This window comes from Streptomyces sp. NPDC002580 (genome assembly GCF_042889485.1).
In the GTDB taxonomy this organism is placed as follows: Bacteria; Actinomycetota; Actinomycetes; order Streptomycetales; family Streptomycetaceae; genus Streptomyces.
The window spans coordinates 58805-81899 of record NZ_JBIAQZ010000001.1 but is presented as its reverse complement, the minus strand read 5'-3'; the positions used below and the strand labels follow the sequence as shown (position 1 = coordinate 81899).

Below are 23095 nucleotides of genomic sequence, written 5' to 3'. Positions count from 1 at the left end.
CCCACATACCTTCCCCCGTCGAAGCGCTTCGACGTCACGCGTCGAAACGATTCGACGAGCACTGCGTGGCGGCCCGATACCCATCCGACTTCCCCGGAGGCAATGGATGTTGACGACACGAAGGCGAGTGGCGACGACGGTGGCGGTGGCCTTGGCGGGTGCCCTGCTGGCGACCTCGTGCGGCGATTCCGACGGCGGTTCCTCGGACGGCAAGACCCTGAGGCTGTGGCACTACGAAGGGCCGGACAGCGCGATGGGCGTGGCCTGGAAGGAGGCCGTCAAGGAGTTCGAAGCGCAACACCCGGGCGTGAAGGTGAAGTTCGAGGAGAAGGGCTTCGAGCAGATCCAGAAGACGGCGCCCATGGTCCTCAACTCGGACGACGCCCCCGACCTCATGGAGTACAACAAGGGCAACGCGACCGCCGGACTCCTGTCCAAGCAGGGGCTCCTCACCGATCTCACCGCCGAGGTGACCCGGCACGGCTGGGACAAGAAGATCAGCGGCGGGGTGCGGACCATCAGCCGGTACGACACCAACGGGGTCATGGGCTCCGGCAAGTGGTACGGCGTGCCCGACTACGCCGAGTACGCGATGGTGTTCTACAACAAGGACCTCTTCAAGAAGTACGGCATCGCCCGGCCGCCCACCACGCTCGACGAACTCACCGCCGCCATGGACAAGTTCGTGGCGAAGGGCGTCACCCCGCTCGCCAACGCGGGCGCCGAGTACCCGGCCCAGCAGTACCTCTACCAGCTGGCCCTGTCCAAGGCCGACCGGTCCTGGGTCGACGCGTACGAGCTCTACAAGGGCAAGGCCGACTTCCACGACGCGGCCTGGACGTACGCCGCGACCACCTTCGCCGACTGGGTGGAGAAGGGGTACATCGGCAAGCGGTCGAGCGGGCTCAAGGCCGAGGACGCGGGCGTCTCCTTCATCCAGGGCAAGAGCCCGATCCTGTTCTCCGGCAGCTGGTGGTACGGCCGCTTCAAGACGGAGAACACGTTCGACTGGGGCACGTTCCTGTGGCCCGGGAGCGGCCTCACCCTCGGGTCCGGCGGCAACCTCTGGGTCGTTCCCAAGGGCGCGAAGAACAAGGAACTCGCCTACGACTTCATCGACATCACCCTGTCGAAGAAGATCCAGAACCTGCTCGGCGACAAGGGCGGCGTCCCGGTGGCCGCGGACCCCGCCGCCGTCACCGACCCGCGGGCCAAGTCCCTGATCGCCGACTTCAACACGCTCTCGGAGAAGGACGGTCTCGCCTTCTATCCCGACTGGCCCGTCCCCGGCTTCTACGACGTCCTCGTCTCCGAGACGCAGAAGCTCATCACCGGGAGCGAGACACCCGACGCCTACCTGTCCGCGTTGCAGAAGGCGTACGACAAGGGCGTACCGAAGACATGACGGTCACCGTCGGGCGGGGCGGCCGGGCCCTTCGCGGGTACCACCGCGAAGCGGTCCGCCCCCGCCGCCCCCACACCTCGTACGCCCTCTTCCTGCTCCCCGGGGTCATCGGCTTCCTCGTGGTCGTCGTCGCCCCCTTCCTCATGAACACCGGGGTGAGTTTCACCGACTGGCAGGGGGTCGGCACCCCGCACTGGTCGGGCCTCGCCAACTACCGCGAGCTGATGGACGATTCCGAGTTCTGGGCGTCCTTCCGGCACAGCCTGTTCATGGTCGTCGCGATGGCGCTCGTACCGACCGCGATCGGACTCGTCCTCGCCGCGGCCCTGTTCGACTTCGTCGCCAAGCACTTCGGGACGCGGACCGCGGCCGTGCTCCGCGCCTGTTTCTACCTCCCCCAGGTCCTGCCGATCGCCGTGGCCGGCATCGTGTGGAGCTGGATCCTCGCGCCCGACAACGGGTCGCTGAACGAACTGCTGGGGGCCGTCGGTCTCGGTTCCTGGCAGCAGGACTGGCTGGGCGACCCCGACCTCGCGCTCTACAGCGTCATGGGCGTGATGGTGTGGGTGCAGATCGGCTTCCCGCTCGTCGTCTTCATGGCGGGGCTGCAACGCGTGGACCCGCAGCTGTACGAGGCGGCCGAGCTGGACGGCGCGGGCTGGTGGCGGCGCTTTTGGCACATCACGCTGCCGCAGATCCGCCCGGAGATCTCGGTCGTCCTGCTGTGGTGCACGATCGCCGCGCTGAAGGTGTTCGGGGCGGTGTACGTCCTGACGAAGGGCGGCCCGGGCGGCGCCACCGACGTGCCGTCCTACTTCTCCTTCACGACCTTCTTCGAGAAGACCCAGGTCGGCTACGGCGCCGCGATCTCCACCGTCCTGACCGTGATCGTCCTGGCCCTGGCGCTGATCGGGCTGCGGTTCCAGACCCGGGCCGAGGACGCCGAGGAAGGGACGCGCGCATGACAGCACTCCGCCGCTACCCGGTACTCGTGGCCCTGGTCATCGGCGCCCTGTTCATGGTGCTGCCGTTCGTCGTCGTCGCGCTCAACGCGGTCAAGTCGCCCGCCGAGTACTCCCACAACGGGCCGCTCGGCCTCCCGCACGGCCTCTACCTCGACGGCCTCGAGGACTTCTGGGACCGCGTCGACTACGGGCGAAAGCTCCTCAACTCGGTGCTGATCTCCGGCTCGGTGGCCGTCGGGGCCGTCGTCCTGTCGGTCCTCAACGCGTACGCCATCGGCATCGGCCGGATCAGGGGCCGCACCTGGGTGCTCGCCTTCTTCGTCCTCGCGAACACGCTGCCGCAGGAGGCGCTGGTCTACCCCGTCTACTACCTCAGCAAGCAGGCCGGCCTCTACGACACCAGGATCAGCGTGATCATCGTGTTCTCGGTGATCCAGACGGCCTTCGGCACCTACCTCCTCTCCTCCGTCCTCGGGCGGTTCCCGCGCGAGATCATCGAGGCCGCGCGGATCGACGGGGCGAACCGGTGGCAGGTGCTGTGGCGGATCGTGGTCCCGGTCAGCCGCCCCACGATCGGCGTGCTGCTCGTCTTCTTCTTCATCTGGACGTGGAACGAGTTCCTGCTGCCGCTGGTCATGCTGATCTCCAACGACAACCAGACGGTTTCGGTGGCCCTCGGCGTCCTTCAGGGCCAGCAGTTGATGGACGCCACGATGACGAACGCCGCCGCCCTGCTGGGCGTCCTGCCCGCCATCGTCTTCTTCCTCGCCTTCCAGCGGACCCTCACCCGCGGCATCGCCGTCGGCGCGGTCGAGTAAGGGGTACGGCAGTGAAGTTCACGGACGGCTACTGGCTGCTGCGCGAGGGCGTCACCGCGGCCCACCCGGTCGAGGTCCTCGACGTGACCTCGGGTCCCGGCGGCCTGGAGATCGACGCGCCGACCCAGCCCATCCGGCACCGCGGCGACCTGTTGAAGGGACCGGTCGTGACGATCAGATTCCACGCGCCGATGCCCGGCGTCATCGGCGTCACGGTCACCCACTTCCAGGGCGAGGAGCCACGGGGACCCCGGTTCGAGCTGGGCGGGGGCGGGTTCACCCCGCTCGCCGAGTACGACGACGCGTACGCGACCCTCACCGCCGGGGCCCTGTCCGTCCGGGTGGCCCGCACCGCCCCGTGGCACGTCGGCTTCCTCGCCGACGGCCGCGCCCTCACCGGCAGCGGCCCCAAGGGCATGGGCATCGTGCGGGACGCGACCGGCGCGCACTACCTGTGCGAGCAGCTGGACCTCGGCGTCGGCACACAGGTCTACGGCCTCGGCGAGCGGTTCGGGCCGCTCGTCAAGAACGGCCAGGTCGTGGACATGTGGAACGCGGACGGCGGAACGGCCACCGAACAGGCCTACAAGAACGTGCCGTTCTATCTGACGGACGCGGGGTACGGCGTCTTCGTCGACCACCCGGGGCGGGTCTCCTTCGAGGTCGGCTCGGAGGCGGTGTCCCGGGTCCAGTTCAGCGCCGAGACCCAGCAGTTGACGTACTACGTCATCCACGGACCGACCCCGAAGGACATCCTGCGCCGGTACACGGCGCTCACCGGGCGCCCCGCCCTGCCGCCCGCGTGGTCCTTCGGCCTGTGGCTGTCGACCTCCTTCACCACCTCCTACGACGAGGACACCGTCACCTCCTTCATCGACGGCATGCGGGACCGCGAACTCCCGCTGTCCGTCTTCCACTTCGACTGCTTCTGGATGCGCGAGTTCAACTGGTGCGACTTCCGCTGGGATCCGCGGGTGTTCCCCGATCCGGAGGGGATGCTGACCCGGCTGAAGGACAAGGGGCTGCGGATCTGCGTGTGGATCAACCCGTACATCGCGCAGCGCTCGCCGCTGTTCGCGGAGGGGCGGGAACTCGGGCATCTGCTGAAGCGGCCCGACGGGAGCGTCTGGCAGTGGGACCTGTGGCAGCCGGGCATGGCCCTGGTCGACTTCACCCGTGCGGAGGCCCGTCAGTGGTACGCCGCGAAGCTGGAGGCCCTGCTCGCGCAGGGCGTCGACTGCTTCAAGACCGACTTCGGCGAGCGGATCCCGGTGGACGTCGCGTACGCCGACGGCGCCGACCCGGAGCGGATGCACAACTACTACACCTACCTCTACAACCAGACCGTGTTCGAGGTGCTCCGCAAGCACCGGGGAGAGGGGGAGGCCGTCGTCTTCGCCCGCTCGGCGACCACCGGGAGCCATCGGTTCCCGGTGCACTGGGGCGGCGACTGCGAGGCTACGTACGCGTCGATGGCCGAGTCGCTGCGCGGCGGGCTCAGCCTCGGCCTGTCGGGCTTCGGGTTCTGGAGCCACGACATCGGCGGCTTCGAGGGGACACCGACGCCCGCGCTGTTCAAACGGTGGATCGCCTTCGGGCTGCTGTCCTCGCACAGCCGGCTGCACGGCTCGTCCTCGTACCGCGTGCCCTGGCACTTCGACGAGGAGGCCGTGGACGTCCTGCGGCGGTTCACCCGGCTCAAGCTCGGCCTCATGCCGTACCTGTACGAGGCCGCCCGCGCCGCCCACACGGAAGGGGTCCCGATGATGCGGGCGATGGTGCTGGAGTTCCCCGACGATCCGGGGTGCGCGCACCTGGAACGGCAGTACATGCTCGGCCCGGACCTGCTGGTGGCGCCCGTCTTCAGCGACGAGGGCGACGTCTCGTACTACGTGCCCGGGGGCACCTGGACCCCCTACCTCGGGGGTCCGCCCGTGACCGGGCCGCGCTGGGTGCGCGAGCGGCACGGTTTCACCAGCGTGCCACTGCTCGTGCGGCCGGGCGCGGTGATCCCGGTGGGCGCGGTGGACGACCGTCCCGACTACGACCACGCCGACGGGGTCACCCTGCGCGCGTACGGCCTGAAGCGGGGCGCCCAGGTGACCGTGCCGGTCGGCGGAGTCACCTTCACCGTCGTGCGCGAGGGCGACACCCTGCGCGCGTCCCGTTCCGATGCCTCGGCGCCCTGGGCGCTGGCCGCGGACGGGCGCGAGGTCCGGGCCCGGGCCGGGACGGGCTTCCTCTCCCTGGAACTGGGGACCGCGTGATGGTCAAGATCACCGATGTGGCACGGCACGCCGGGGTCTCCCCCAGCACCGTCTCCTACGCCCTCAGCGGCAAGCGGCCGATCTCGGAGCCGACCAGGCGGCGCGTCGAGGAGAGCATCCGCCGGCTGGGCTACCACCCGCACGCGGGGGCCCGGGCGCTGGCCAGCAGCCGGTCGAACGTCCTCGCGCTGGTCGTCCCGTTGCGGGCGGGCATCCACGTGCCGGTCGTGATGCAGTTCGCGGTGTCGGTGGTGACGGCGGCCCGTCGGCACGACCACGACGTCCTGCTGCTCACGCAGGAGGAGGGCGCGGACGGGCTGCGCCGGGTCGCGGACACCGCGCTGGTGGACGCGCTGATCGTGATGGACGTCCAGCTCCACGATCCGCTGCTGCCGTTGCTGCGCGCGCTGGACCGGCCGTCGGTGCTCATCGGGTTCCCGGCCGCCGCCGAGGGGCTCACCTGTATCGACCTGGACTTCAGGGCCGCCGGTGAGCTGTGCGTGGAGCGGCTCGCGGGCCTCGGGCACCGGGTCGTCGCGCTGGTCGGCTCACCGCCGGAGGTGTACGTGCGGGGCACGGCGTTCGCGCAACGGGTGGTGCAGGGGTTCACGGCCGCGGCCGACCGGGGCGGTCTCGCCTCGTCCGTCCACCCCTGCGAGGCCACGCCCGCCGCCGCCCGCCGGGTCGCCGAGCGACTCCTGCGCGAGCAGCCCGCGCTGACCGGAGTCGTCGTCCACAACGAGCCCGTCCTGGAGCCGCTGATCGACGCGTTCGAGCAGCTCGGCCTGCGGGTTCCGGGCGACCTGTCCGTCACCGCGATCTGCCCGGACGAGCTGGCCGAGAGCCTGCGCGTCCCGGTCACCTCGATCGCCATCCCGTCGGCCGAAGTGGGCGCGCGGGCCGTCGAGTTGCTGATGGGCAAGCTGAGCGGCACACCCGTCGCGGAGGCCACCCTGCTCGCCCCCCGGATGACGGAGCGGTCCAGCACCGCACCTCGCGCGCCGGTCTCCTGAGCGGTCCCCGAACACGACGAAGGCCCCGCTGCCTGGGCAGCGGGGCCTTCGTGGAGCTATTCCATTGGAACGTGCTCATTCAAACATGGGATGAGTGGAGATGGCGGGAATCGAACCCGCGTCCAACGGTGCAGAATCAGGGCTTCTCCGTGCGCAGTTCGCTGCGATTTTCTCAGCCCCGGCGATCACGCGAACAAGTCGCCGACGGGCTCAGTCACTGTTTGATTTCCCATCGAACCCCGTGACCGGGCTCGATGGTTTAGTTCCCTAGATTATGCCAGGATCCGGGCCGGGAACACTCCCGGGCTGACACCCTTTAGGGTCCCTCACTCACTGCTTATTAGGCAGCGAGGGCGAAGGACTGGGAATCGCTCTTGTTAGTGGCGATTATTTTTTGCGACATATGGTTTACGAGATCATTGCCGCTTCCTCGACACGCTTCCCCTGCTTCGACAGCCGCTGTCGAAACCGATCATCCCCATGTTGATTTTTCAAAACAGCTCGGCTCCTCCGGGGAGGAACCCCACACCTGCTGTGAGGTGCGTTGCCATCGTACGTGACCGACGCACGACGGTGCCAGCCTATTAGGGCGGGCCCGCGCCGCTCACCGGTCCGGCGGCCGGTCCGGCCGGCCCGCTACTCGCCGCGCTGCTTCCGCTTGGCCGAAGCGATCGCCCGGTCCGACTCGCGCCGGTCCTGCTTCTCGCGCAGGGTCTGCCGCTTGTCGTACTCCTTCTTGCCCCGGGCGAGCGCGATCTCCGCCTTGGCCCGGCCGTCCTTGAAGTAGAGGGCGAGCGGCACGATCGTGTGACCCGTCTCCTGGGTCTTGGCCGCCAGCTTGTCGATCTCCTCGCGGTGCAGGAGCAGCTTGCGCTTGCGGCGCACGGTGTGGTTCGTCCAGGTGCCCTGGAAGTACTCCGGGATGTGGGCGTTGTGCAGCCACGCCTCGTTCCCGTCGATCTGGACGAAGCCGTCCGCGAGGGAGGCACGCCCCTGGCGCAGCGACTTGACCTCGGTGCCGGTCAGGACGATCCCGGCCTCGTAGGTGTCGATGATCGCGTAGTCGTGCCGCGCCTTCTTGTTCTGCGCGACGATCTTGCGCTTGCCGTCCTTGGCCTTGACCGCGCCCTGCCCGCCCTGCTTGGGCTGGGACTCCTTCGGTACGTACATTCCCTTGCTCATAGTGCTGGCCATTTTCGCACTACAGGGGGCCTCGGGGGAAAGTCGATTACCGCGCCCGCGCCACGGGGCTCACGAGGGGTCGCCGAGCCCGCTCAGTACGGTCTCGGCCCGCTCCAGCGAGTCCTTGTCCGCCTCCAGGTCGGGGGTGATGCCCCGGCCGTCGACGGAGTGCCCACCTGGGGTGCGGTAGTGCCCGACGGTCAGCTCGGCGACGGAGCCGTCCGGCAGCCGGCTCGGCATCTGGACCGAGCCCTTGCCGAAGGTCCTGGAGCCCACGACGACCGCGCGCCCGCGGTCCTGGAGGGCTCCGGTGAGCAGTTCGGCCGCGCTCATCGTGCCGCCGTCGACGAGCACGACCAGGGGTCTGGTGGTGTCGCCGCCGGAGTCCGCGTGCAGGGCGCGCTGCGCGCCGTTCACGTCGTACGTGGCGACGAGGCCGCCGTCGAGGAACGCGGAGGCGGCGGTGACGGCCTCGGCGACCAGGCCGCCCGAGTTGCCGCGCAGGTCGAGGACGATCCCGGCCCGGCCCGGCGCCCGCCCGACGGCGCTGCCCACGGACCCGCCGACGCCCTTGGTGAAGGCGGCGACCTTGATCAGGGTGACGTCACCGGGAAGCCCGCTGACGGCCACGGAGTCCGTGGAGAGCCGGGCGCGCCGCAGGGTCCGGCTCCACGTCCGGGTGCCGCGTTCCAGGCCGAGGGCGACCTTCGTGCCCGCGTCGGCGTCGTCCGCGTCACCGCGCAGTAAGGAGACGACCTCGGTGACCGGCCGGCCGTCGACCTTCGCGCCGTCGACGGTGCGCAGCCGGTCGCCCTCGCGGATGCCGGCCGCGGCGGCGGGCGAGCCCGCCCGGACGCGGGTGACCTCGATGCGTCCGTCGCTCTCGCGGCGGGCCCACAGGCCCACACCGGTGTACTGGCCGTCCAGGGCTTCCTGGAACTCCTCGTAGTCGCCCTGGGAGTAGACGGCGCCCCAGCGGTCGCCGCTGCGGCTGACGGCCCGCTCGGCGGCCTCCACGGGGGACTTGCCGTCGGCCATGGCCCGGGCGGCGGCCTCGGTGACGTCGTCGTGTCGGCTCTGCGCCCTCGAACGGGAGGCGTCCGCCGCGCTCTTCCGGTCGGAGTCGGAGAAGGATCCGGTGGCCGCGCCGGCCACGAGGACACTCGCGAACACCAATGTCAGGGCCGCCCCGCGGCGGATGCGGCGGGGCTCGCAGAACAGGTCACGGCCTGACATGCCGGTGAGTCTAGGACAACGCGAAGGGCCGCACCGCCGGTTGGCGATGCGGCCCTCTTGGCATGCGTCACACCTTCAGGTACTTGCGCAGCGCGAAGAACGCCGCCAGCGCGGGCATCAGCAGGCTCGTCGCGAGGATGAGCGGGAGCTTGGTCAACACGGCGTCCCAGCCGATGAAGTTGATCAGGTTCAGCTTCTTGGACAGGGTCATGCCGTGGTCGATGGTGAAGTAGCGGCCGACCACCAGGAAGAAGCAGGCCACACCTCCGCCGATCAGTCCGGCGACCGCGGCCTCGGCGATGAACGGCGCCTGGATGTAGAAGCCGGAGGCGCCGACGAGGCGCATGATCCCGGTCTCCCTCCGACGGCTGAACGCGGACACGCGCACCGTGTTGACGATCAGCAGCAGGGCGACGATCAGCATGAGCAGCATCAGGGCGAGCGCGGCCCGGTTCATCAGGTTCAGCAGCTCGAAGAGGTTGTCCAGGATGCCCTTCTGGTCCTGCACCGACTGCACGCCGGCACGGCCGTCGAAGGCGGTCGCGATGACCTGGTACTTCTCCGGGTCCACCAGCTTGATCCGGTAGGACTCCTGCATCTGGTCCGGCGTGAGGGAGCTGGCCAGCGGGGAGTCGCCGAACTGCTCCTTGTAGTGCTTGTACGCCTGGTCCGCGGACTCGTAGGAGACCTTCTCCACGACCGTGGACATCTTGTCCAGGTCGCCGAGGATCTGCTTCTTCTGGTCGCTGGTCACCGCGCCCTTGGCGCAGTTGGGGTCGGACTCGGCATCACTCTTGTTGCAGAGGAAGATCGAGACGTTGACCTTGTCGTACCAGTAGCCCTTCATGCTGTTCACCTGGTCGCTCATCAGGAGCGAGCCACCGAACAGGGCGAGCGAGAGGGCGACCGAGACGACGACCGCGAAAGTCATGGTCAGGTTGCGGCGGAGACCGACACCGATCTCCGACAGAACGAACTGCGCGCGCATGGCGTCTTCCTCAGACCTTTCCGTGGACGATGATCAGTGCTGGTAGCCGTAGACGCCGCGCGCCTGGTCACGCACGAGACGGCCCTGCTCCAGCTCGATGACGCGCTTGCGCATCTGGTCCACGATGTTCTGGTCGTGCGTCGCCATCAGGACCGTGGTGCCCGTCCGGTTGATCCGGTCGAGCAGTTTCATGATGCCCACGGAGGTCTGTGGGTCGAGGTTTCCGGTCGGCTCGTCGGCGATGAGGAGCTTGGGCCGGTTCACGAAGGCTCTCGCGATGGCCACACGCTGCTGCTCACCACCGGAGAGCTCGCCGGGCATCCGGTCCTCCTTGCCGCCCAGGCCGACGAGGTCGAGCACCTGGGGCACGGACTTGCGGATCTCACCGCGGGACTTGCCGATGACCTCCTGGGCGAAGGCCACGTTCTCGGCGACCGTCTTGTTGGGCAGGAGGCGGAAGTCCTGGAACACGGTCCCCAGCTGGCGGCGCATCTGCGGCACCTTCCAGTTGGAGAGGCGCGCGAGGTCCTTGCCCAGAACGTGCACCTGGCCGTGGCTGACCCGCTCCTCGCGGAGGATCAGCCGCATGAACGTGGACTTTCCGGAACCGGAGGAGCCCACGAGGAACACGAATTCTCCGCGCTCGATCTCCAGGGAGACATCCCTGAGAGCGGGGCGGGTCTGCTTGGGGTAGACCTTGGAGACGTTGTCGAATCGGATCACGGATGCACCACGGGTCGCCGGGGGTAGGTGTGCGTGACCATACGCGAACCGGGTGTGCGAGCGCAGTCGGCGTACGGGGTTGCGCGAGGCTTGCACGATTTGTCAGGGATCTGAGGCGCGTTTCACACCGGATCCGGGCGGCTGGCGGACCTCCGGGCGGGGCAGGATAAAGCGAGCCGCGCCTAAATCCGCGGAACCTGGCACAGTGGTAGGGGAACGGTTGCGTTCCCCGCAGCGTTAAGAGAGCGACGCGTACGCGAGAACGGTGCGTGCGTGGAGACGGCGCAAGGAGGGCCAGCGCATGACGTACGACCGATTGGTATGCGCTAACTGCGCGGCGCCAGTCAGCGAGGGCCGCTGCCGCGTCTGCCGCGCGAACCGGGAGCGACTCCAGCAGGAGAGCCCCTTCGCCGGGCTCAATCCGATGGCACTGATCGCCCTGCTCGCGATACTGATCGCGGCACTGGCTCTGGTGGCCCACCAGACGGTGTGAGCCACGCGGGCGACGCTTCGGCGTCCAGGCCCGCCCCTGACACGAGAAGGGCCCGGAGCAAGCTGCTCCGGACCCTTCGTCACGTGCTGTCGGGTCAGGCCGCGGCACCGCCGCGGCCGCCCGCGAGGCGCGGCAGCAGACGGAAGCCGACACCTCCGGCGATCATCGTGGCCGCACCGATGATCAGGAACGTGGTCTGACCCGCGCCCGTCTCGGCGAGCTCACCGTCGTCGCCGCCCTGGGCCGCGGTGTCCGAGCCCGTGTCGGTGAGGGCCGAGGAGCCCTCCTCCTGGGCGGAGGTTCCGCCGTCGGGGTCGGCGTTGTTGCCGCCGCCGCCCGCGCCGCCGGTGCCCTCGTCCGCGGGCGTCGAGGCGCCGGAGCTGGGCTCCTCCGTCGGGTCGGTCGGCTCCTCGGTGGGCTCGGTCGGCTCCTCGGTCGGCTCGGTGGGCTCCTCCGTGGGCTCGGTCGGCTCCTCGGTGGGCTCCGTGGGCTCCTCGGTGGGAATGGTCGGCTCGTCGGTGGGCTCGGTCGGGATGCCCGTGTCGGTCGGCGTCGGGGTGGGGCCGTCGGCGGCGACGCCGCCGGTGAGGTCGATCGCCGAGGCGGCACCGGCCGCGGTCAGCGAAGCACCGGCGGCGATCACCACGCCGGCTGCTATCCGCGCCACGCGGATCCGCGTCTTCTTCGTCATCTGTCTGCTACCCCCAGTAGCTGATCGTCAATGGAGCAGCGCCCGGGGCCACGGCGTCACAGGCGGCCTCGCTCGGCCTCCCGGTTCACATGCGCCCCGTACGTACGCATGCCACCCGTCACCCTTCCCAGTTTTCAAAGCATCGTCAAGGTCGTTGCGTACGCGATGTCCGGAACACCATTGTTTGCCTGCCGTGCGGACATGTGACTGTGACGTAAACCCCATGGAGCCCGTACGACAAAGGCAACTGCCGCCCGGTGGGCGGCAGTTGCCTTGTCGACAAAGAGGTTTCAGCGGAGGTGAAGCGCGCCTGTCTCCGGCGCGCTTCTCCTGCCGCTACTTCTCCTGCTGCTTGCGCCAGCGAATTCCGGCTTCCAGGAACCCGTCGATCTCGCCGCCGAACACGGCCTCGGGGTTGCCGACTTCGAACTCGGTGCGCAGGTCCTTGACCATCTGGTACGGGTGCAGGACGTACGAACGCATCTGGTTTCCCCAGGAGTTGCCGCCGTCGCCCTTCAGGGCGTCCATCGCGGCCTGCTCCTCCTGCCGGCGCCGCTCGAGGAGCTTGGCCTGCAGGACGTTCATGGCCGAGGCCTTGTTCTGGATCTGCGAGCGCTCGTTCTGGCACGAGACGACGATGCCGGTGGCGAGGTGGGTCAGACGCACCGCGGAGTCGGTGGTGTTGACGCCCTGACCGCCGGGACCGGAGGACCGGTACACGTCGATGCGGAGCTCCGACTCGTCGATCTCGATGTGGTCGGTCTGCTCGACGACGGGCAGGATCTCGACACCGGCGAAGGAGGTCTGGCGGCGCCCCTGGTTGTCGAAGGGCGAGATGCGCACGAGCCGGTGCGTGCCCTGCTCGACGGAGAGCGTCCCGTACGCGTACGGGACGTGGACGGCGAAGGTGGTGGACTTGATGCCCGCCTCCTCCGCGTACGAGGTCTCGTAGAGCTCCGTCTTGTAGCCGTGGCGCTCGGCCCAGCGCAGGTACATGCGCTGGAGCTTCTCGGCGAAGTCGGAGGCGTCGACGCCGCCGGCCTCGGCGCGGATGGTGACGACGGCCTCACGGGAGTCGTACTCGCCGGACAGGAGGGTACGGACCTCCATCTCGTCCAGCGCCTTCTTGACGGCGACGAGCTCGATGTCGGCCTCGGCACGGGTGTCGGGGTCGTCCTCCTCCTCGGCCATCTCGAAGAGCACGCTCAGATCGTCGATACGCCCGCGCAGCGCCTCGGCCTTCCTGACCTCCGCCTGGAGGTGGCTCAGCTTGCTGGTGATCTTCTGCGCCTCGTCCGGGTCGTCCCACAGGGACGGCGCGGCCGCCTGCTCCTCGAGCACGGCGACATCTGCCCTCAGCTTGTCGAGGTCCAGGACGGCCTCGATCGACTCCATGGTCGAGGAGAGGGACTTGAGCTCTTCGGAAACATCGACGACTGCCACGCCTCCAGCGTAACGGTTACGGCAACCGCGGCGGCCCTCGTCCCCCGGGGCCCGGCACCGCGGCGGGCCCCGGGCCGGTTCCCGCCCTCCCCGCCGCCGCCCGGACCGAGCCGGAGCTGCGCCCGCCCAGGGACCCCGCCCCGGCCGGAAGGGTCCCGGCCACAGCGGCCCGACGGGCTGATCCGGTCCCTCCCCCGGCGACCGGAGGAGGGGCCGGGGGGGGAATCGCGGCCCCGGGACGGAACGGGGCGGGCGGCCCGACGGGCTGGATGCGGCCCTCCGGCGACCGGCGACCGGAGGCCGGGGCCGGTGCTGTGGCCGGGAGGCCCTGCGGACCCGGGACGGGCTGGGGCCGGGCCGGGCGGGCGGGGAAGGCCGCCCGGTTCGCCGGGATGCGGTCCTGCCGGGACCCGGTCAGAGGGATGCGGTCGGCGGGACGCGGTCGGCGCGGTGCGGTCCGGGGGACGCGGGTCAGGGGGAGGCCGGGGCCGAGTTCTTCGTGTCCTGGGGGGTGCCGTCGCCGTCGTCGCCGGACGTGGCGAGCCAGGTGCCGACGCCCACCGCGGCGACCAGGGCGACCGCCGCCGCCCCCAGCGTGATCCGGCGGCGGCGGGCGGCCGCGCGGTGCCGGGCGGAGCCCGGACGGGGGGCGCCCGCCGCGCGGGGCGCCCGGGCCGTGCCGCGGGCCCCGCCGGCCAGCTCGTCGGGCGCGGGCACCCGCATCGAGGTGTGCGTGTCCCGGTTCGAGTCGGGCGCGGCCCCCGGCACCAGGGGTACGGCCCCTCGCCGCACCCGGGCCGCCGCGGGGGCGGGCGCCTGGGCCTCCTCGAACTCCTCGTCCTCGTCGTCGGCCTCCGCGTCCGGCGAGTCGACGTCCAGCGGCGGCATCCCGGCCAGCAGCGGCAGCAGCTCCCGCAGCCGTGCCCCCAGCTCGGACGCCCGCAGACGGGACGCGGGCGCCTTGGCCAGGCACTGCAGCATCAGCTGCCACAGCTCGTCCGGGATGCCGGGGAGCGGGACCACGGTCTCGGTGACATGGCGGCGCAGGACCGCGCCGGGGTGGCCGCCGCCGAAGGGCGTGAATCCGGCGAGCAGCTCGTAGAGCACGGTCGCCAGCGCGTAGATGTCGACGGCGGCGCGCGGCGGCAGGCCCTCGATGATCTCGGGAGCCAGGTAGTCCGGCGTCCCGATGATCTTCGTGGCCCGGGTCCGGCGCGGGGAGTCGATGAGCTTGGCCACACCGAAGTCGGTGAGGAGGGCGGGGTGCGAGCCGCCGGGGCCGAGCGGGCCCTGCATGTCGAGCAGGACGTTCTCGGGCTTCACGTCGCGGTGGACGACCCCGGCGGCGTGCGCGGCCGCGAGTCCGTCCGCGATGTCGGCGACGATCGCCACGGCCGACTCGGGGGAGAGCCGCCGCTCCCGGTCGAGCCGGGTGCGCAGGTCGGTGCCGCGTACGAGGTCCATGACGAGGGCGAGGTCGTTCCCGTCCACCACCATGTCGCGCACCGCCACCACGTGGGGATGGTCGAGACCGAGCAGCGCGGTGCGCTCCTGCACGAAGCGCCCCACGAGTTCCTGGTCGGACGCGAGGTCCTCGCGCAGCAGCTTGATGGCGACGGGCCCCTCGGGTCCCTCGCCCAGCCACACCGTGCCGGCGCTCCCCCGCCCCAGGATCTGGTTCGCGGTGTACCGGCTGCCGATCTTGCGTGCCAAGACTGCTCCTACAGACGCGTGTTGCCGCTTAAAGTACGCGCCCGAGGAGCCAACCTTCACCGCCGAGACCGAAATCACCCGTCAGGTGTCGACAAATCCCCAGAGTCACTTGGTCGAGGGGTCCTTGCCGCCGAGCTCCTCGATCCAGTCGCTGACCTGGTTGTACTGGAACTTGATCTCGCCCCAGAAGGACCTGGTGGTGCCGATCCAGTCCTGGAGAGGGCTGAATTCCCAGATCATCCAGCCGGCGACGACCAGGATGACGATCGTGAACAGGCACCCCTTGAGGCAGCCGAGCCCCGGGATCTTCATGGGGTTGGCGCCGCGCTGGCGGGGCTCGCGCTGCTGGCGCGGCGCGGGCTGCTGGGGCCGCTGCGGCTCGGGCGCGTACCGCTGCGGCTGGGGCTGCGGCTGGGGCGCGGGGGCGTAGCGCTGGGGGCGCTGCTGCTGCTGTTGCTGCGGCGCGTACTGCTGGCCCTGCTGCTGGCCCTGCTGCGGGTATCCGTAGCCGGGCGGCGGCTGCTGACCGCGCTGCGGGCGCTGCTGCGGCTCCTGCGGCCGGGCGACCTGCCGCTGGGGGCGGCGGCGCAGCGGGTCCTCGTTCGGGTCGAGGTACTGGACCTGCGTCTGTTCGTTGCGGTCGCGGGCCGCGCGCATCTGGTTCTGCCAGGGGTGCGGGTCCTCGCCCTGGCCGGGCTGTCCGCCCGGTCCGCCCGACTGGTGGTGCGGCACCGGCGGCAGGACGGCGGTCGGGTCGGCGGCGCCCGAGGTGTGCGGCAGCACGCTGGTCGCGCCGTACGGGTCGTAGGAACCCGCGCCCTGCGGCAGCACCTGTGTGGCGTCGGCCGCGCCCGGCAGGCCCGGGACGGGCGCCGGGGCCGGGTCGGGGGCGAGCAGGGCGCCCACGCCCTCGGCGGCGGCGATCTGCGCGGCGTTCGCGTGCACCCCGACGCCCGCGGCGACGGCGCGCAGCCCGCGGGCGAGGTTCTCGGCGCTGGGCCGGTCGTCCGGGTTCTTGCGCAGGCAGCGCTCGATCACGGTCCACAGCGGGTCCGGGACGGTCGAGGGACGGCGCGGTTCGGCGCTCAGGTGCTGGTGCAGCACCTCCAGGGCGGATCCGCCGGAGAACGGCGGGCGCCCGGTGACCAGCTCGTACAGCAGGATGCCGGCGCCGTAGATGTCGACGGCGGACGTCTGCGGGCGCCCCTCGGCGGACTCCGGCGCGACGTACGCGGGCGTGCCGACGAACTCGTGGGTGCGGGTCAGCCCCGGGGAGTCGGCCAGCCGGGCGATGCCGAAGTCGGTGAGCATCGGGTGCATCCCGCCGGCGTCCTGCTTGAGCAGCACGTTGGCGGGCTTCAGGTCGCGGTGCACGACGCCGTCGGCGTGACTGGCGGCGAGCGCGTCGGCGACCTGGGCGGTCAAAAGGGAGGCGGCGACGGGCGAGAACGGTCCGTTCTCGCGCAGATAACGGTGCAGGTCGGGACCGTCGATCAGGTCCATGACCAGCGCGAGGAGATCGCCCTCGACGACGAGGTCGCGGACGCGCACGATGTTCGGGTGGGTCAGGCGCAGCAGCACCGACCGCTCCCGGAGGAACCGCATCACGATGTCGGCGTCGCTCGCGAGCTCTTCCTTCAGGACCTTGATCGCCACGGTCTCGCCGGGCTGCCCGGCGACGGCCGCCTCGGCGCCCGCGGTCTCCCGCTGGCGGGCTCGCCAGACCGTGCCTGTGGCGCCGCGCCCCAGCGGCTCCTCAAGGAGGTACTTGCTCCCTACCGGCCGCACGTCATGCGCTCCCTGTTGCTTGCTTGCCTGGTCCGTCCACCGTGATCACCGTGGTACAGGTGTTTCCGACCCACTGTAGTGCCGCCGAACGCGGCACCGGGCTGTCGTCCTCGTGTGCTTCCCCATAGGTCCCGTGCGGGCCTGTGGTCCGCATAAGCGCTTACGTACGCGTTCCCGCCCGTGTTCGACGGAAAGGCGCTTTCCCGTGTTCGGCCAAAGACGCTCACTCCGGTCGCTTGGTTGCCCCGGGCAGGGCGTGACCGATCTCAAGCGAACACCGGGCGGGCACTGGTCAGGCACTTTTACGGGCAGAGCCGACCAATCAAGATCACTTGCGGGTGGGGGGCGGGCGTGTTGTCGGTGGCAGGTGCGAGGATGCCTCCAGTACTGGCCGACGTGCCCGTGTGCGGTGGGGGAGATCTGCGGTGGGGGACCGCGGCGCAGCCTCGTCCCCGGCTCGGACACCTGCGCGGAAGGGACCCCTGACGGCGATGCAGATCCGGCTGACCGTCGTAGACCCGCTGGGCCCGCCCTCGGAGCCGCGGGGGCGAGCCACGGCCTGCGATGTGCTGGTCACCGCGCCCGCCGGGACGGCGCTGGCCGCGGTCGCTTCGGGACTGGCCTCTGCGGTCGGGGGAAGCGGGGGTGCCTCCCAGGGCGAGCGGGGCCGTGAGCCAGGGGGCCAGATCGTGCTCTACGCCGGCGCGGAGCGGCTCGACGCCCAGCGCTGCACGCTCGGCGAGCCGCCGCTGACCGACGGAGCCGTGCTCTGCCTGGGCGCGCCCGCCGAGCCCGGTCCGGACCTGGACGACGTCTCCGCCCAGCTGCACGTGGTCGCGGGACCCGACGCCGGGGGCGTCCATCTGCTGCACGGCGGCCAGATCCGCGTCGGCCGCTCCGCGGACGCCGACGTGCCCCTGGACGACCCCGACGTGTCCCGGCTGCACTGCGCGGTCACCGTCACCTCCGAGGGCCGCGTCTCGGTCGCCGACATCGGCTCCACGAACGGCACGACGCTCGACGGTTCCCGCGTCGACGGCCGCCCGGTCCGGCTCACCGAGGGCGCGCTGCTGCGCGTCGGCGAGTCCGCGCTGCGGCTCGCGCCCCCGGGAGGCCCGGCAGCCGTCCGGACGGCTCCGGACGGCGAGGGCCATATAAGGGTGCGCGCCGGAGCGGCCGGGGACGGCTCCTTCGGGGAGGACGGGCCCGGTGACCGTACGGTCACCGGCGTCGCGGCCACGCCGGGCGCCTGCCGGACAGCCGGCGGCTCCCCTTCGCACGCGAACGCCTCGCCCGCCTCGCCGGGCGGATCCGGCGCCGACCCGGGCGGCGCGACGGCCCCCGCCGCACCGGGGACGTACCCGTCCGACGCGCCCCACCCGCGCGCGGCGGTTCCCCACGCACGCGGGGAGAGCGCCTCCCTCGCGCAGCGGGGCGCCCCGCCGCCCGTGGGCGAGACGCATCACGCGTACGGCACCGCGGAGTGGGGGGCCTCCGGTGGTGGCGTCCCCGGGGCGCTGGACCACGGACGGGCGGCGCCTTTGGCCGTGCCCGAGCAGGGCCGGGCGCCCCGGATGGAGAGCACGCCGCGCGACGCGGCGCCGGACGCCGGTTCCCTCCCCCGCGCGTCCGCACGCGGGGCCGGCCGCACGGGCGGACCCGCCGCGGCCGGTGGAGCCCCCGGCGGACCGGACCGGACGGAGGCCGCCGCGGGGACCTTCGCGGGCGGAGCGGTCGACCCGTCCGGAACTCTCGGGCCCGGTGTCCCGAGCGCCCGCAAGGGCACTCCGACGCGCGGCACGGACCTTCCGCCGGAGGTGCGCAGGCGTGGCGGTATCGGCGCGTGGGCCCGGCGGCTGACCGGTGGCCGCGGCGGACCGGCGGGAACCGCGCACGAGGCGTACGCCGACGGAGCCGTCGCGACGGCGGGGCCCCTGGCCGCCGTGCGCCGGTCGCCCGAGAGCTGGCCCGACCCGGCGACCCTGCTGCTCACCGCGCTCGGTCCGGGTCCCCGGCTGTGGGAGCGGGGCCCCGGACACCCCGAGGCGCTGACGGTGCGTCTGGGCACCGCCGACCGGGCGGCCCCCGACGGCTCGGGCCTGCTCCCCGCCGTACCGGTGACCGCCGGACTGCGGGAGGTCGGCTCGCTGGGCCTGGCCGGACCGCGGACGCGGCTGGCGGGACTGGCCCGCGCGGTCGTCGCGCAGCTCGCCGCGCTGCACTCCCCCGACACCCTGGAAATCGTCCTCATCAGCACGGACCGCACCCGCACGGTGGAGGAGCGCGGCGCCGAGTGGTCCTGGCTCGGCTGGCTTCCCCATCTGCGGCCCGCCCACGGCCAGGACTGCCGGCTCCTCCTCGCGTACGACCGCGAACAGGCCGCCGCGCGCACCGACGAACTGCTGCGCCGGCTGGAGGACCACCTGGCGGAGGCGAAGAACGCGCCGGGCCGCCGGGGACCCCTCGCCGGGGGCACCGGCACGGCGATTCCGGCCGCCCGGCCCGGGACCCACGACGACAGCGAGCGCGGTGCGGCGCGGCGGCCCTCCTGGGCCCGGCCCGAGAACGCCGAGACCACCGCCCCCGACGAGGACCAGGAGGGCTACGAGAGCACCGGGAGCTACGAGGGGCCGTACACCGTGGTCGTCGTGGACGGGGACCCCGGAGGCGCCGACGTCCGGGAGGCCGTGGTGCGTCTCGCCCACGAGGGCTCGCGGGCCGGAATCCATCTGGTGTGCCTCGCCGAGACCGCGGCGGCGTCGCCCGCGTCGCCGGTGACGGACACCTACGAGGCGGCGTGCCAGGCCTCGCCGGCGTTCCGCGCGTGCGGAGCGGTGGCGTTGCTCAGCGGTGACGTGGCCACGGCGCTGCGGTTGCTGCGGGTGGCACCGGGCGGCACCGGCGCGGACGCCCCGGGAGGCGCGTCGCGCACCGGATCCCCCGCCGACGGCACCGGCCGCGCCGGAGCGGGGGCCGGGCCCTCGTACTCCGGACCCCGGCACGACGGATCCACCCACACCGGCATTCCTCACCCCGGGCGGGAGAGGGCGGCCGGTTCCCTCTCCGGCCCGCGCGCGGGCCGCGCCGCCGACGCGCCCGGGCAGCCGCCGCGCGGACCCGTCGGACACGGCACCGTCGCCGCCGTGGACGCCGTGTCGCTCGCCTGGGCCGAGCGCTTCGCCCGGGCCCTCGCGCCGCTGCGGACGGAAGGCCCGCACGGCGACCGGCACGCGCGCGTGTCCGCGCCCCTGCCTCACATGGCGCGCCTGCTCGACGAGTTGGGTCTGGCGCGGGCCACCCCGGCCTCCCTGATGGCCCGTTGGGCGGACGCGGCGGACGACAGCGAGGCGTTCGGCGGACGGGCCCGGGCCGTCCTCGGCGCCGGCCCGCGCGGCCCGGTCTCCGTCGACCTGCCCGTCGAGGGCCCGCATCTGCTGATCGAGGGCCCGCCGGGCAGCGGCCGTACGGAACTCCTGCGTTCGGTGGCCGCGTCCCTCGCCGCCGCCGAACGGCCCGACCGGCTCGGGATAGTCCTGCTGGACGGACGCGACGGCACGGGAGCGCACGGTGCGGGGGCCGGCGGGGAAGGGCTCCAGGTCTGCACGGACCTGCCGCACGTCACCACGCACCTCACGGCCAACGACCCCGTGCGGATGCGGGAGTTCGCCCAGTCCCTGAGCGCCGAGCTGAAGCGGCGGTCCGAACTGCTGGGCCGGCTCGGCTTCGCGGAGTGGCACGCCGGGCGGACCGTGCCCGGCCGGATCGTGGCGCAGCGCTCGGCCGGACCGGCGTCGGGCGGGACCTCGTCCCCGGGCGCCTCGGACCTCGACACACCGCCCAGTTCGACGCTGCGGCTGCGGCCGGCCGCCGCGCGCCAGCGGACCGATCCGGGACCGCCGCTGGCCCGCCTGGTCGTCGTCGTCGACGACCTCGACGCCCTGGTGTCACCACCGCTCGGATCCCCCGGGCGTCCCGCGGCCGGTTCGGTCGTCCGGGCGCTGGAGGCCGTAGTCCGGGAGGGGGACCGGCTCGGAGTGCACCTCGTGGCGTCGTCCGCCGCCGACGTCCGTACGGCGGGGTCGGAACTCGCGCGTTCCGCCGCGTTGCGCGTCACCCTCGACGCGCCGTCGCCCGGACCGGAGGAACCGGCACCCGGGCGGGGCCGGCTGCTCCGCCCCGACGGCCGGGAGACGCCCTTCCAGGGCGGGCGGGTCACGGGACGCATTCCCCGTACGGCCACGCTCCGCCCCACGGTCGTCGTCCTGGAGTGGCACCGCATGGGCGACCCGCCGGCCCGCCGCCCGGTCCGCGAGCTGGGCAACGGACCGACGGACCTGGCCCTGCTCGCCAGCACCCTGGAGCGCGCCGCGCGTTCGGTCTCCGCGACCGAGGTGCCGTCGCTGCTCTGACGAGCCGGCACGTGACGCGGCGCCGCCCGCTTCCCGGCGGCGGCCTCTCCCCCGCGCACCGGAAGCCGGCCGGTGCGGGCCACCGGCCGGGGCCGAGCCGACCGTGGGGGAGCCGGGCCGGAGACGAACCGGGCCAAGGGCCGAGCCGGGCCGACGGCGAGCCCGACCGGGGCCGACCCCGCCCGGAGGCAAACCCGACTCCAGACGGGCCCGACGGAGGCACCACGGAGCGGGGACATCCCGGGCCGAAGGCGCGCCGGATCGAAGGCGGGCCGCCCCGGGGCGAGGAATCGTGGCACCGGCCGGCCGCCCCGGGAGTGGTGGCGGTTCCCGGCGCGGAGCGTGCCGCTTCCGTACAACCCTGGGCGCCTTCCGGATGTCCCACAGGTGAACCGCCACCTCGGACACCTTGGAGCCTCCGTGCGCACACGGATACGGACGTACGCCACAGCAGTCACCGTCGTCGCCGCGGCCACCGCCGGGCTGACCCTCCCGGCCTCGGCCACCGCTCCCGCACGGTCCACCAGCGACTTCAACGGCGACGGGTACGCGGACCTCGCCGTAGGGGTCCCGGACGGCACGGTCGACGGCAAGGCGAAGGCCGGTTACGTCAACGTCGTCTGGGGCGGTCCGAAGGGAATCGGCGCCCACGGCAGCATCCGTATCAGCCAGGCCACCTCCGAGGTCCCCGGCAGCCCCGAACCGGGCGACCGCTTCGGCGCCTCCGTGGCACTGGTGGACACCAGCGGCGACGGTCTCGCGGAACTCCTGGTCGGCACCCCCGGCGAGGACATCACCGGCCGCGGCGCGGACGTCGGTTCGGTCACCGCGGTGGGCGGCGGCAGCAAGGATCCGGGCTCGGGCTCCGTGGTGCTCAACGGCCCGGCGGCGGGGGCGGCGTACGGCCTGGCGGTCACCTCGGCCGACCTGACCGGCGACGGCAGCAGGGACATCGTGATCGGCGGCAGGGACAAGGTCGTCCTGCTCACCGCCGACGGCATCCTCACCACCGTCCTCGACGCCCCGATGGGCGGCCGCGCCCCCGTCCTCACCAGCGGCGACTTCACCGAGGACGGCACGGCGGACCTGGCCGTCGGGTACTGGACGAACACCCCGTTCACCCAGTCGCACGTACGCCTGTGGGCCTGGGACCGGACCGAGCGGGCCATGGTCAACACCTGGAACACGGACAACGCCGGAGTCTCCGCCCTCGCCGCGGGCGACTTCGACGGCGACGGCCACGACGACCTCGCCCTCGGCGAGTGCCGGGAGATCGCCGACGAGAACATCGACGACCCGTGCGGCCCCGAGGAGAACGCCGAGGGCGGCGGCATCCACATCCACTACGGCACCGCGGCCCCCGGCAGCTTCGGGTTCCGCAAGCAGACCCTCAACCAGGACACGGCCGGCGTGGCGGGCGTAGCGGAGACCGGCGACCGCTTCGGCGCCGTCCTCGCCGTCGCCGACGTCGACCAGGACGGCCGCGACGACCTGATCGCCGGCGCCCCCGGCGAGGCGATCGGCACGCGTTCGGGCGCGGGCGCCGCGACCCTCCTGTTCGGCGGCCCGACCGGCCTCCTCGACGCGCGGGGAGCGGGCCGCTCCGTCGGGCTCCAGCAGGACACCCCGCACGTGCCCGGCGTCGCGGAGGCCTCCGACGCCTTCGGTGCCGCCCTCGCCACCGGCGACTACGACCACGACGGCAGGGCGGACCTGGCGGTCGGCTCCCCCGGCGAGAACGCCGGCTCGGGCGGGGTGTGGCTGCTGCCCCGGGGGGCCGCCGACGGCGCTTCCGCCTTCACCCCCGCCGAGTTGCGCCTGCCCTCCCCCTCCAGCGCGCTCGCGTACGGCAGGTACCTCTCCGGCCGGTGACGCCCCACCCCCTTCCGAACCGGCCCTCGGCGGGAGTCCGGGCCCCCGCCGTAGGCTGGTCGCTCAGGTGACGGACAGGAGGCTGGGGT

16 protein-coding genes and 1 other RNA gene are annotated in these 23095 nt (G+C 72.3%); 8 read left to right on the top strand and 9 right to left on the bottom strand.

Annotated elements, in window-relative coordinates; all coding sequences use genetic code 11:
* Positions 1-106 precede the first annotated feature (106 nt).
* The 5 genes from ACFYW7_RS00300 to ACFYW7_RS00280 are packed head-to-tail and all read left to right on the top strand — an operon-like array spanning position 107 to position 6468.
* Positions 107-1405 carry an extracellular solute-binding protein gene (locus tag ACFYW7_RS00300; RefSeq protein WP_389496744.1) on the top strand — a complete coding sequence of 433 codons (1299 nt, stop codon included), beginning with the start codon at positions 107-109 and terminating at the stop codon, positions 1403-1405.
* Positions 1402-2370, top strand: coding sequence for a carbohydrate ABC transporter permease (locus ACFYW7_RS00295; RefSeq protein WP_389496742.1), 969 nt, complete (start codon positions 1402-1404; stop codon positions 2368-2370). The genes ACFYW7_RS00300 and ACFYW7_RS00295 overlap by 4 nt, the downstream gene beginning before the upstream one ends.
* Complete coding sequence (locus tag ACFYW7_RS00290; RefSeq protein ID WP_389496740.1) at positions 2367-3188, top strand: carbohydrate ABC transporter permease; 822 nt, start codon at positions 2367-2369, stop codon at positions 3186-3188. The genes ACFYW7_RS00295 and ACFYW7_RS00290 overlap by 4 nt, the downstream gene beginning before the upstream one ends.
* 11 nt (positions 3189-3199) lie before the next feature.
* The gene (gene yicI, locus ACFYW7_RS00285) at positions 3200-5455 is read left to right on the top strand and encodes an alpha-xylosidase (protein ID WP_389496738.1); all 2256 of its coding nucleotides are present in this window, start codon (positions 3200-3202) and stop codon (positions 5453-5455) included.
* Complete coding sequence (locus ACFYW7_RS00280) at positions 5455-6468, top strand: LacI family DNA-binding transcriptional regulator (protein ID WP_389496737.1); 1014 nt, start codon at positions 5455-5457, stop codon at positions 6466-6468. The genes yicI and ACFYW7_RS00280 overlap by 1 nt, the downstream gene beginning before the upstream one ends.
* Before the next feature lie 92 nt (positions 6469-6560).
* Here the strand turns inward: ACFYW7_RS00280 and ssrA are convergent.
* From ssrA to ftsE, 5 genes are all read right to left on the bottom strand, one after another.
* Positions 6561-6948, bottom strand: a transfer-messenger RNA (tmRNA) gene (gene ssrA / locus ACFYW7_RS00275).
* 156 nt (positions 6949-7104) lie between these two features.
* Positions 7105-7650, bottom strand: a complete 546-nt coding sequence (gene smpB / locus ACFYW7_RS00270; protein ID WP_389496735.1) for an SsrA-binding protein SmpB — start codon at positions 7648-7650, stop codon at positions 7105-7107.
* A 69-nt stretch (positions 7651-7719) separates the two neighbouring features.
* Positions 7720-8886 (bottom strand): S41 family peptidase, encoded by a 1167-nt coding sequence (locus ACFYW7_RS00265; protein WP_389496733.1) that lies wholly within the window; start codon positions 8884-8886, stop codon positions 7720-7722.
* Positions 8887-8953: 67 nt separating this feature from the next.
* Positions 8954-9874: a permease-like cell division protein FtsX gene (gene ftsX, locus ACFYW7_RS00260; protein WP_389496731.1), complete on the bottom strand. Its 921-nt coding sequence runs from the start codon at positions 9872-9874 to the stop codon at positions 8954-8956.
* 33 nt (positions 9875-9907) lie between these two features.
* Positions 9908-10597 carry a cell division ATP-binding protein FtsE gene (gene ftsE, locus ACFYW7_RS00255; RefSeq protein ID WP_389496729.1) on the bottom strand — a complete coding sequence of 230 codons (690 nt, stop codon included), beginning with the start codon at positions 10595-10597 and terminating at the stop codon, positions 9908-9910.
* Positions 10598-10898: 301 nt separating this feature from the next.
* Between ftsE and ACFYW7_RS00250 the strand changes: the two genes are divergently transcribed.
* Entirely contained in the window at positions 10899-11090 is a 192-nt protein-coding gene (locus tag ACFYW7_RS00250) for a hypothetical protein (RefSeq protein WP_389498468.1), read from the top strand.
* Positions 11091-11184: 94 nt separating this feature from the next.
* Here ACFYW7_RS00250 and ACFYW7_RS00245 read toward each other — a convergent pair whose 3' ends face one another.
* From ACFYW7_RS00245 to ACFYW7_RS00230, 4 genes are all read right to left on the bottom strand, one after another.
* The gene (locus tag ACFYW7_RS00245; protein ID WP_389496727.1) at positions 11185-11781 is read right to left on the bottom strand and encodes a hypothetical protein; all 597 of its coding nucleotides are present in this window, start codon (positions 11779-11781) and stop codon (positions 11185-11187) included.
* 336 nt (positions 11782-12117) lie between these two features.
* Complete coding sequence (gene prfB, locus ACFYW7_RS00240) at positions 12118-13224, bottom strand: peptide chain release factor 2 (protein WP_389496725.1); 1107 nt, start codon at positions 13222-13224, stop codon at positions 12118-12120.
* Positions 13225-13695: 471 nt separating this feature from the next.
* Positions 13696-14937: a serine/threonine-protein kinase gene (locus tag ACFYW7_RS00235; RefSeq protein WP_389496723.1), complete on the bottom strand. Its 1242-nt coding sequence runs from the start codon at positions 14935-14937 to the stop codon at positions 13696-13698.
* A 105-nt stretch (positions 14938-15042) separates the two neighbouring features.
* Positions 15043-16725, bottom strand: coding sequence for a serine/threonine-protein kinase (locus ACFYW7_RS00230; RefSeq protein ID WP_389496721.1), 1683 nt, complete (start codon positions 16723-16725; stop codon positions 15043-15045).
* Positions 16726-17216: 491 nt separating this feature from the next.
* Here ACFYW7_RS00230 and ACFYW7_RS00225 point away from each other — a divergent pair, with 491 nt between their 5' ends.
* On the top strand, positions 17217-21134 hold the full coding sequence (locus ACFYW7_RS00225; protein WP_389496719.1) for an FHA domain-containing protein: 3918 nt from the start codon (positions 17217-17219) through the stop codon (positions 21132-21134).
* A gap of 420 nt (positions 21135-21554) precedes the next feature.
* On the top strand, positions 21555-23006 hold the full coding sequence (locus tag ACFYW7_RS00220; RefSeq protein ID WP_389496717.1) for an integrin-like protein: 1452 nt from the start codon (positions 21555-21557) through the stop codon (positions 23004-23006).
* Positions 23007-23095 lie beyond the last annotated feature (89 nt).